This window comes from Paraburkholderia ferrariae NBRC 106233, from assembly GCF_000685035.1.
Taxonomy (GTDB): Bacteria; Pseudomonadota; Gammaproteobacteria; order Burkholderiales; family Burkholderiaceae; genus Paraburkholderia; species Paraburkholderia ferrariae.
The window spans coordinates 22345-30575 of sequence record NZ_BAYB01000059.1 but is presented as its reverse complement, the minus strand read 5'-3'; the positions used below and the strand labels follow the sequence as shown (position 1 = coordinate 30575).

The 8231-nt window shown below is 66.4% G+C and carries 9 protein-coding genes; 8 read left to right on the top strand and 1 reads right to left on the bottom strand.

Features of this window, described 5'->3' with window-relative positions; genetic code table 11:
* Positions 1-219: 219 nt before the first annotated feature.
* Complete coding sequence (locus BFE01S_RS35545; RefSeq protein ID WP_042339870.1) at positions 220-1491, bottom strand: SGNH/GDSL hydrolase family protein; 1272 nt, start codon at positions 1489-1491, stop codon at positions 220-222.
* Between the two features lie 260 nt (positions 1492-1751).
* On the opposite strand from BFE01S_RS35545, the gene paaA reads away from it, so the two are divergent.
* The 8 genes from paaA to BFE01S_RS35505 all read left to right on the top strand — a co-directional run bounded on the left by paaA (position 1752) and on the right by BFE01S_RS35505 (position 8157).
* The gene (paaA, locus tag BFE01S_RS35540) at positions 1752-2750 is read left to right on the top strand and encodes a 1,2-phenylacetyl-CoA epoxidase subunit PaaA (protein ID WP_028229569.1); all 999 of its coding nucleotides are present in this window, start codon (positions 1752-1754) and stop codon (positions 2748-2750) included.
* 85 nt (positions 2751-2835) lie between these two features.
* Positions 2836-3120: a 1,2-phenylacetyl-CoA epoxidase subunit PaaB gene (paaB, locus tag BFE01S_RS35535; RefSeq protein ID WP_010092957.1), complete on the top strand. Its 285-nt coding sequence runs from the start codon at positions 2836-2838 to the stop codon at positions 3118-3120.
* 11 nt (positions 3121-3131) lie between these two features.
* Complete coding sequence (gene paaC, locus BFE01S_RS35530; RefSeq protein WP_028229568.1) at positions 3132-3938, top strand: 1,2-phenylacetyl-CoA epoxidase subunit PaaC; 807 nt, start codon at positions 3132-3134, stop codon at positions 3936-3938.
* Positions 3939-3993: 55 nt separating this feature from the next.
* A complete protein-coding gene (gene paaD / locus BFE01S_RS35525; RefSeq protein ID WP_042339867.1) occupies positions 3994-4539 on the top strand; it encodes a 1,2-phenylacetyl-CoA epoxidase subunit PaaD in 546 nt (181 codons plus the stop codon).
* 1 nt (position 4540) lies between these two features.
* Positions 4541-5629 (top strand): 1,2-phenylacetyl-CoA epoxidase subunit PaaE, encoded by a 1089-nt coding sequence (gene paaE / locus BFE01S_RS35520; RefSeq protein ID WP_028229566.1) that lies wholly within the window; start codon positions 4541-4543, stop codon positions 5627-5629.
* A gap of 184 nt (positions 5630-5813) precedes the next feature.
* On the top strand, positions 5814-6623 hold the full coding sequence (locus tag BFE01S_RS41500; RefSeq protein WP_063834465.1) for a DUF1835 domain-containing protein: 810 nt from the start codon (positions 5814-5816) through the stop codon (positions 6621-6623).
* Positions 6624-6634: 11 nt separating this feature from the next.
* Positions 6635-7237 (top strand): TetR/AcrR family transcriptional regulator, encoded by a 603-nt coding sequence (locus tag BFE01S_RS35510; protein ID WP_028229565.1) that lies wholly within the window; start codon positions 6635-6637, stop codon positions 7235-7237.
* A gap of 254 nt (positions 7238-7491) precedes the next feature.
* Positions 7492-8157 carry a GNAT family N-acetyltransferase gene (locus tag BFE01S_RS35505; protein WP_028229564.1) on the top strand — a complete coding sequence of 222 codons (666 nt, stop codon included), beginning with the start codon at positions 7492-7494 and terminating at the stop codon, positions 8155-8157.
* Positions 8158-8231 lie beyond the last annotated feature (74 nt).

Below are 8231 nucleotides of genomic sequence, written 5' to 3'. Positions count from 1 at the left end.
TCGCTGCGTCTGCAGCAGAGAAACGAGATTATGAAGAATCTTTTTCGCTTCGTCAACATCTTTTTTTGCGTCGCCGCCTGAAAGCTGTCAACCTCGCGTCCGCCCGTTCCCTCCGGCGGCCTTCGCCGCTGCACCGGTGTCACCCGTGAACTGCGAAGGGGGCGAATCTTACCGCCCCCAACCCCCATCCCGCAAGGGGAAACACGAAAAAAATTCACATCACCGGCCAGCCAGCGCGCTCTGCGGAATCGCCTCCGCCATCGCCGCATAACCTGCATCGTCGGGATGGACGTGGTCGCCGCTGTCGTACTCGCGGCGCAAGCGCACCGGGTTGGCCGGATCGCGCAGCGCCGCGTCGAAATCGGCGACATCGTCGAACATATGACTGGTCCGGATCCATTTATTCACCGATTCGCGGATCGCCTCGCGCTCGGGCGGCAGCGAGGCCGGCGTCAGCGTCGCCCCAACAATGCGCACGCCGCGCGCATGCGCCTGCGCGATCACCCGCTTGTACCCCGCGATGAGATCGTCCGCATTCACCCGCGTATGCGGCGCATCGCAGTCGAGCCCCGCCCTCGCCGGCATGGCCTGGAAGTTGATGTCGTTGATGCCGATAAGCAGCACAACGGTCTTCACACCCGGGTGAGCCAGCGCGTCGCGCTCGAAACGGCGTTCCAGCGCCTCGCCGTAACAAGGGGAATCGCTCAGCAGCCGGTTGCCGCTGATGCCAAGATCGATCACCGCCAACCCCGTCCGTTGCTCCCGCGCGAGCCTGCGGGCCAGCGCGTCAGGCCAGCGGCGGTTCTGGTTCAGCGACGAGCGCATACCGTCCGTGATCGAATCGCCGATCGCTGCGACAGTTGCCGCCCCCGGCGCCTCCACCGCCAGCCCCGTTACCCACACGTACTGGGTGAAACGCTGCTCGAAGGCCGCGCCCGAAGCATCGGCCACGTGATCGCCCGGCCGCGACACGTAATTCACCTGGCTCGCCACCCGGTGCCAGGCCACCATCGTCTGCTCGGCCCCCATATAGGAGCTGATCGCGTAGGCGGCTCTCGCATGCAGTTCGACGTGCACCGGATCGCTCTCCACGGCCCCGCCCGGCGGCACCGTCACTCCGGACCGGCCTCCGAAGGTCACCCGCGCGGCCCCGGCTTCGCCCGCGGCCGCGCCGCCCGACGAAGGCGCAATGCCCATCGCCTCGATGACGAGCGGGGTGCGCCCGTACTCGTTGCTCACATGAATGCGCGCAACCTGGCCGCCCAATGTCGGATAGACGATCTGCCGGACCGTACGCCCCGCCACGGCCGGCGCCCGATACAGCGGCGGAGGCGCTTCGAGTTGCGGAATCGACTGCAGCGCCGTCGCCCAGCTCGTCACCCACGAAGCCGACGGCTGGTCGGCAAACGACGGCGCGGCCACAGCCAGCGATGCGAGAAGCGCGGCACCAGCCGCAATACGGGAGGCAGCGAGAGGGAGAGCGATCTTCATCCGGGAGAACGTGGAAAAACAAAACGCCCATTGTGCCCGACGCCGCGCGGCATCGGCCTTCCAACCCACTGACAAAAAGAAAATCCCCCGCCGCCCGGCCACCGGGAACACGCCACTGGCGATTCGCGCTCGATTCGCTAAAACTCCATGAGCGCAGCCTGCCGATCCTGTCCTTTTGCCCCAACGCAAAAAATTCATTTACCGACCGGTCGGTTGATTTATACTGCACGCCATACCTCAACCCGAAGAGAGCGTCCGCCATGTACACGCAATCCCTCGACATCCCCGGCAACGTCGCCCCGCTCGATGCGGACGCCGCGTCGCCGGAGCAGGCCCGGTTCGATGCCGTGATGGCCGCCGACGGCAAGATCGAGCCCCAGGACTGGATGCCCGACGCCTATCGCAAGACGCTCGTGCGCCAGATTTCGCAGCACGCGCACTCGGAAGTGGTGGGCATGCTGCCCGAAGGCAACTGGATCTCGCGCGCTCCCAGCCTCAAGCGCAAGGCGATCCTGCTCGCCAAGGTGCAGGACGAGGCCGGCCACGGGCTCTATCTCTATAGCGCGGCGGAAACGCTCGGCGTCTCGCGCGATCAACTGGTCGATGCCCTGCACGCCGGCAAGGCCAAGTACTCGAGCATCTTCAACTACCCGACGCCGACCTGGGCCGACGTCGGCGTGATCGGCTGGCTTGTGGACGGCGCCGCGATCATGAACCAGATCCCGCTGTGCCGCTGCACCTATGGCCCGTACGCGCGCGCCATGGTCCGCATCTGCAAGGAAGAGTCGTTTCACCAGCGCCAGGGCTTCGACGCGCTGCTCGCGATGATGGCCGGCACGCACGCCCAGCGCGAACTCGTCCAGCAGGCCGTGAACCGCTGGTGGTGGCCGGTGCTGATGATGTTCGGCCCGAGCGACGCCGATTCGGTCCACAGCAACCAGTCGGCCAGGTGGGGCATCAAGCGCATCTCGAACGACGACCTGCGCCAGAAGTTCGTCGATGCGACCGTCGAGCAAGCCAAGGTGCTGGGCGTGACGCTGCCCGACCCGGATCTCGAATGGAACGAGGCGCGCGGCCACTACGACTACGGCACGATCGACTGGGAAGAATTCTGGCGCGTCGTGAACGGCGACGGCCCGTGCAACCGCGAACGCCTCGGCACGCGCGTCAAGGCGCACAACGAGGGCGCCTGGGTGCGCGAAGCTGCCCTCGCTCATGCCGAAAAGGAGCGTCAGCGCGCCGAAAAGCACGCCGCCTGACCCGCAGCAATCCACTGCATCGGGCCGGAGCACGGCGCTCAAGCGCCAGTTCCGGCCGACATAGACATCAGGAAGGAGATCCGAAATGAACAAGGAATGGCCGATCTGGGAAGTGTTCGTGCGCAGCAAGCAGGGCCTCGATCACAAGCACTGCGGCAGCCTGCACGCCGCCGACGCGTCGATGGCGCTGCGCATGGCGCGCGACGTCTACACGCGCCGCCAGGAAGGCGTGAGCATCTGGGTGGTGCCGTCGTCGGCTATCACGGCGTCGGATCCGAACGAAAAGGCCGAGCTTTTCGAGCCGGCCGGCGACAAGATCTATCGCCACCCCACGTTCTACACGCTGCCCGACGAAGTCAACCACATGTAAGAGCGCCCGACATGACGACGCCTACGCCCGAACATCTCGCCTATGTGCTGCGCCTTGCCGATACGGCGCTGATCCTTGGTCAGCGCAACACGGAATGGTGCGGCCACGGTCCGATCCTCGAAGAAGACATCGCGCTCGCCAACATGAGCCTCGACCTGATCGGCCAGGCGCGCCTGCTCTACACGCACGCCGCCACGCTCGAAAAGGCGCTGAGCGGCCGCGAGCGCACCGAGGACGACTACGCCTACTTCCGCGCCGAGCGCGAGTTCGCGAACTACACGCTCGCCGAGCTGCCGCACTACGGCCCGCTCGCCGGCACGACGCATTCGGCCAACGACTACGCCGTGACGATCGTGCGCAACTTCCTCTACGCCTCGCTGATGGCGCACCTGTGGACGGCCCTGCTGCGCTCCGCCGATCCGCAACTGGCCGCCATCGCCGAACGCTCGATCAAGGAAACGCGCTACCACGTGCATCACGCCCGCGAGTGGCTGATCCGCTTTGGCGACGGCACCGAGGAATCGCACCGCCGCGCGCAGGCCGCACTCGACTGGCTGATGCCCTACACGCGCGAGTTCTTCAGCACCGACGCCGTGGAAGCCGCGGTGGCCGAGGCCGGCATCGCGCCGCTCGCTGCGCAGTGCGAAGCGGCATGGCGCGCCGACGTGGAAGCCGCGCTCGAAGAAGCGACGCTCGCGGTCCCGGCGCCCGTCAAGCACATCACGACCGGCAAGCTGGGCGAGCACTCCGAACATATGGGCTACGTGCTCGCCGAGATGCAGAGCCTCGCCCGCCAGCACCCCGACGCGCGCTGGTAAGCCCGCGCACCGGTTCGGCTTCACTTCGGGCTCACGCAAGAACAAGGGAATCACGATGCAAGCGACGACGGCAGATCACGCGCTCGAGCGCGCCTGGGCAGTGCTGGAATCGGTGCCCGATCCGGAGATTCCGGTCGTCTCGATCCGCGAACTCGGCATTCTGCGCGACGTGCGCCGGGCGGCGGACGGCCAGCTCGAAGTGGTGATCACGCCCACCTACTCGGGCTGCCCCGCGATGTCGCAGATCGCCGAGGATGTCGCGCACGCGCTCGACACCGCCGCGCTCGCGCCCTATCGCATCGAGACCACCCTCTCGCCCGCCTGGACCACGGACTGGATCACCGACGCGGCCCGCGAAAAGCTGCGCGCCTACGGCATCGCCCCGCCCACGGGCCAGTGCGGCAGCGGCGCGGCAGCCACCGGCGAGCAGCCCGTCACGTTCATGCCGAGGTCCGGCGCGAGGCCGCTGCCCACGCCCGCCTGCCCGCGCTGCGGCTCGCAACACACCGAACGCCTCGCGCAGTTCGGCTCGACCGCGTGCAAAGCCCTCTACCGCTGCCTCGACTGCCGCGAACCCTTCGACTACTTCAAACCGTACTGATATGGCCACTCCGCAATTCCATTCGCTGCGCATCCGCGAAGTGCGGCCCGAAACCGCGGACGCGGTCTCTGTCGCCTTCGAGATTCCGCCCGGGCTTCGCGACGCCTACCGCTTCACGCAAGGGCAGTTCGTCACGCTCAAGACCCATATCGACGGCGAGGAAACGCGCCGTTCCTACTCGATCTGCGTGGGCGTGACCGACTACGATCGCGACGGCGAACTGCGCATCGGCATCAAGCGCGTACGCGGCGGACGCTTTTCGAACTTCGCATTCGACTCGCTCAAGCCCGGCCACGAAATCGAGGTGATGACACCCGATGGGCGCTTCTTCACGCACCTGAACGCCGAACACGGCAAGCATTACGTGGCGTTCTCGGGCGGCTCGGGCATCACGCCGGTGCTGGCGATCATCAAGACCACGCTCGAAGCGGAGCCGCGCAGCGCGTTCACGCTGGTGTACGGCAACCGCAGCGTCGATCAGATCATGTTCGCCGAAGAGCTGGAGGATCTGAAGAACCGGTTCATGAACCGGTTCCGCCTCTACCACGTGCTCTCCGACGATCTCCAGGACGTCGAGCTGTTCAACGGCGTACTCGACCGCGCAAAGTGCGCCGAATTCCTGCAAACCCTGCTGCCGGCCGGCGAGATCGACGAAGCGTTCATCTGCGGACCGGCGCCGATGATGGACGCCGCCGAAGCCGCGCTCAAGGAGGCGGGCGTGCCGCAGCCGAACGTGCACGTCGAGCGCTTCGGTTCGCCGCTGCCGCAGGCGGGCGTGCCGGCGGTCGAAATCAGCGAGAGCGCGCCGGCCGCCGAACTCGAGATCGTCATCGACGGCAAGAAGCGCAAGCTGCGCCTGCCGTACGAGGGCGTGAGCCTGCTCGACGTGGGCCTGCACGCCGGCCTCGCGCTGCCGTACGCGTGCAAAGGCGGCGTGTGCTGCACCTGCCGCGCGAAGGTGATCGAGGGCGAAGTGAAGATGGACAAGAACTACACGCTCGAAGAGCAGGAAGTGAAGGACGGCTTCGTGCTGACCTGCCAGTGCCATCCGGTAAGCGAGCGCGTGGTGGTGAGCTTCGACGAGCGCTAGGATCCGCTCGCGCAGATACCCCCCAACAACGGCCGGCGCGCAACAGCGCGCTTTCGGCTCTCCGGCGATCCGCTTACACTAGGGGCCGCCCGCAACCGGCAACGCGCCGGCAGGCGGGCGGCCCTTTTTTGCCCCTGTCAGCCCGGGTTCGTTCGGGCACCCCACCGGATGCGATAAGCCGTCGATGACCACGATTCACCTCACCCATGGCGAGCCGGCAGCGGCCGCGCTGCGCCTGGCGCTCGAAGCGGACGCCCGCGCCGAGCGCGTCATCGCCCTCCTCGACGACCTGACGGTCGGCCCGCTGCGCGACATCGACGAAGCCGCCGACCCCGCTGCGGCCCAACGCGCGGCCTTCTGGCAGCGCACGGGCGGCCTGCCCGAGACCCTCACGGCGCACGACTGCGCGGCGCTCGACGCCCTCGAAGCCGACGACGCCAACGTAGTGATCTGGCACACGAACGCCGCCGCCGACCAGTTGACTTTGCGCCGCATCTGCTACCGGCTGCGCACGGCACCGCAGCGGCTGAACGAAGTGCGCCTCTTGCCGGACGACCTGGCGGGCGACGCCGTCGCGCACCTGCAGCGCCGCCTGCCCGACGCCGCGCCGATTTCGGTGCTGCGCATCACGCGGCTCGCGCTCGAATGGCAGGAGGCCAAGTTCGCGAACGGCGAGACGCGCCGCTGGCGCGACAACACGTTCACGAGCGGCACGTGGGCCGATCTGGACCTGCTGATCCTGGATATCCTGAACGCGGCACGCGGACCCTGGCTCGCGCCCGATGCCATCGCGAGTGCCCTGCCGTGCGCCGGCGCCGGTGCCGCGCTGACCGAACCGGTCGTGCTCTGGCGCCTGCGCGAACTGGCAGCCGCCGGAGAACTGCAACTGCGCGACGACATGCACGCCGCGCCCGCCGCCTTCGAGGCCAGCCACGGCGCCGCCACGCGGCAGACCGCGCCGCACACGGCGGCGCCTCTCCCCTTTTCTCGCTAACTCATAAAAAAATGGCCCGTACCCGAGCGCCCGACCACGAGACGCAACGCGACCAGATCCTTGAACTCGCCGCCGAGAAATTCGCGCAGACGAGCTATCCGAGCACGTCGATGTCCGATCTCGCCGCGGCGAGCGGCACCTCGAAGGCGAGGCTCTATCACTATTACGAGAGCAAGGAGGCGATCCTCTTCGATCTGCTCGACCGCTACACGAAGCGGCTCATGCTGATCATCGCGGAGGTGGAAGGGGCAAGCCAGCGGCGCGGTCTCGACGAGCGCGAATCCTTCGCCGAACTGATCCGCGCCTTTCTTGCCGAATACGAGACGTCGCACAGCCGCCACGTGGCGCTCCTCAACGACGTGAAATATCTCGTGGACGCGCAGCGCGAAATCATCCTGAACCGCCAGCGCGATGTCGTAGCGGCCTTCACGCGCCAGCTCGCGCGCGCCTACCCCGGGCGCGTGACGGCGGAAAACCAGACGGCGCTGACCATGATGCTGTTCGGCATGATCAACTGGACCTTCACCTGGCTGAAGCCGGGCGGCCGCATGGGCTACCGCGACTTCGCCGAGCAGGTGATCGGCGTGATGGATCACGGGCTGCAAGGGGACTGACCCGGCCGCGATACACCCAACTCTTCGGGGACATATTGATGCATCGCAACATGACGCCCGTCCGCAACACTTCGGCCAGTTATGCGACCCCTGAAATTTACACTTTAAAAATCAATGATTTGCGTCAAATCGACTCTTGATTAGGCGCAACACTCAAATCAAAAATACGGGTTTTCCCTAGCTCCATACCAGGGTTTTCGCTAGAATTCGTTTTGCGGCGCATCATGCCGCATGAATTTTAAGGAGAACCCGCCATGAACAAGCTTTCGACCCAAACCGCCGAGCCGATCCTGTCGTCCGGCCGCACGGCCGTGTCCGGTCGCTCGCCCGTCATGGTGCGTGTGCTCACCTCGGCCGACCGCGAAAAGCTCGTGCGCCACTTTCTGTCGCTCGATCCGGAAGACCGCCTGCTGCGCTTCGGCCAGGCCGCGCCGGACCACGTGATCGAAAACTACGTCCGTTCGATGGACTTCACCCGTGACACCGTATTCGGCGTGTTCGACCATCAACTGCAACTGGTCGGCGTGGGCCACCTGGCCTACCTGCCGGCGGACGGCAACGGCCGCACCGCCGAGTTCGGCGTTTCGGTGCTGGAAAGCGCGCGCGGTCAGGGCGCCGGCTCGAAGCTGTTCGAGCGCGCCGCCATCCGCAGCCGCAACACGCACGTCACGACGCTCTACATGCACTGCCTCTCGCGCAATGCCACGATGATGCATATCGCGAAGAAGTCGGGCATGAAGATCGAATACGCCTACGGCGAGGCCGACGCGTACCTGTCGCTCGAACCGGCCGACCAGAGCAGCATCATTGCCGAAATGCTCCAGGAGCAGGCCGCCGTGTTCGACTACGCGCTCAAGCGCCAGGCGCGCCAGGCATCGAAGCTGATCGAGTCGATTCTCCCGCAAGCCGTCGCGGCGTGAATCCTGCCTCGGGGCGCTCCCCCACGAGAGTGACGAAAAAGCGGCCCAGGCCGCTTTTTTTACGTCTGCCACCG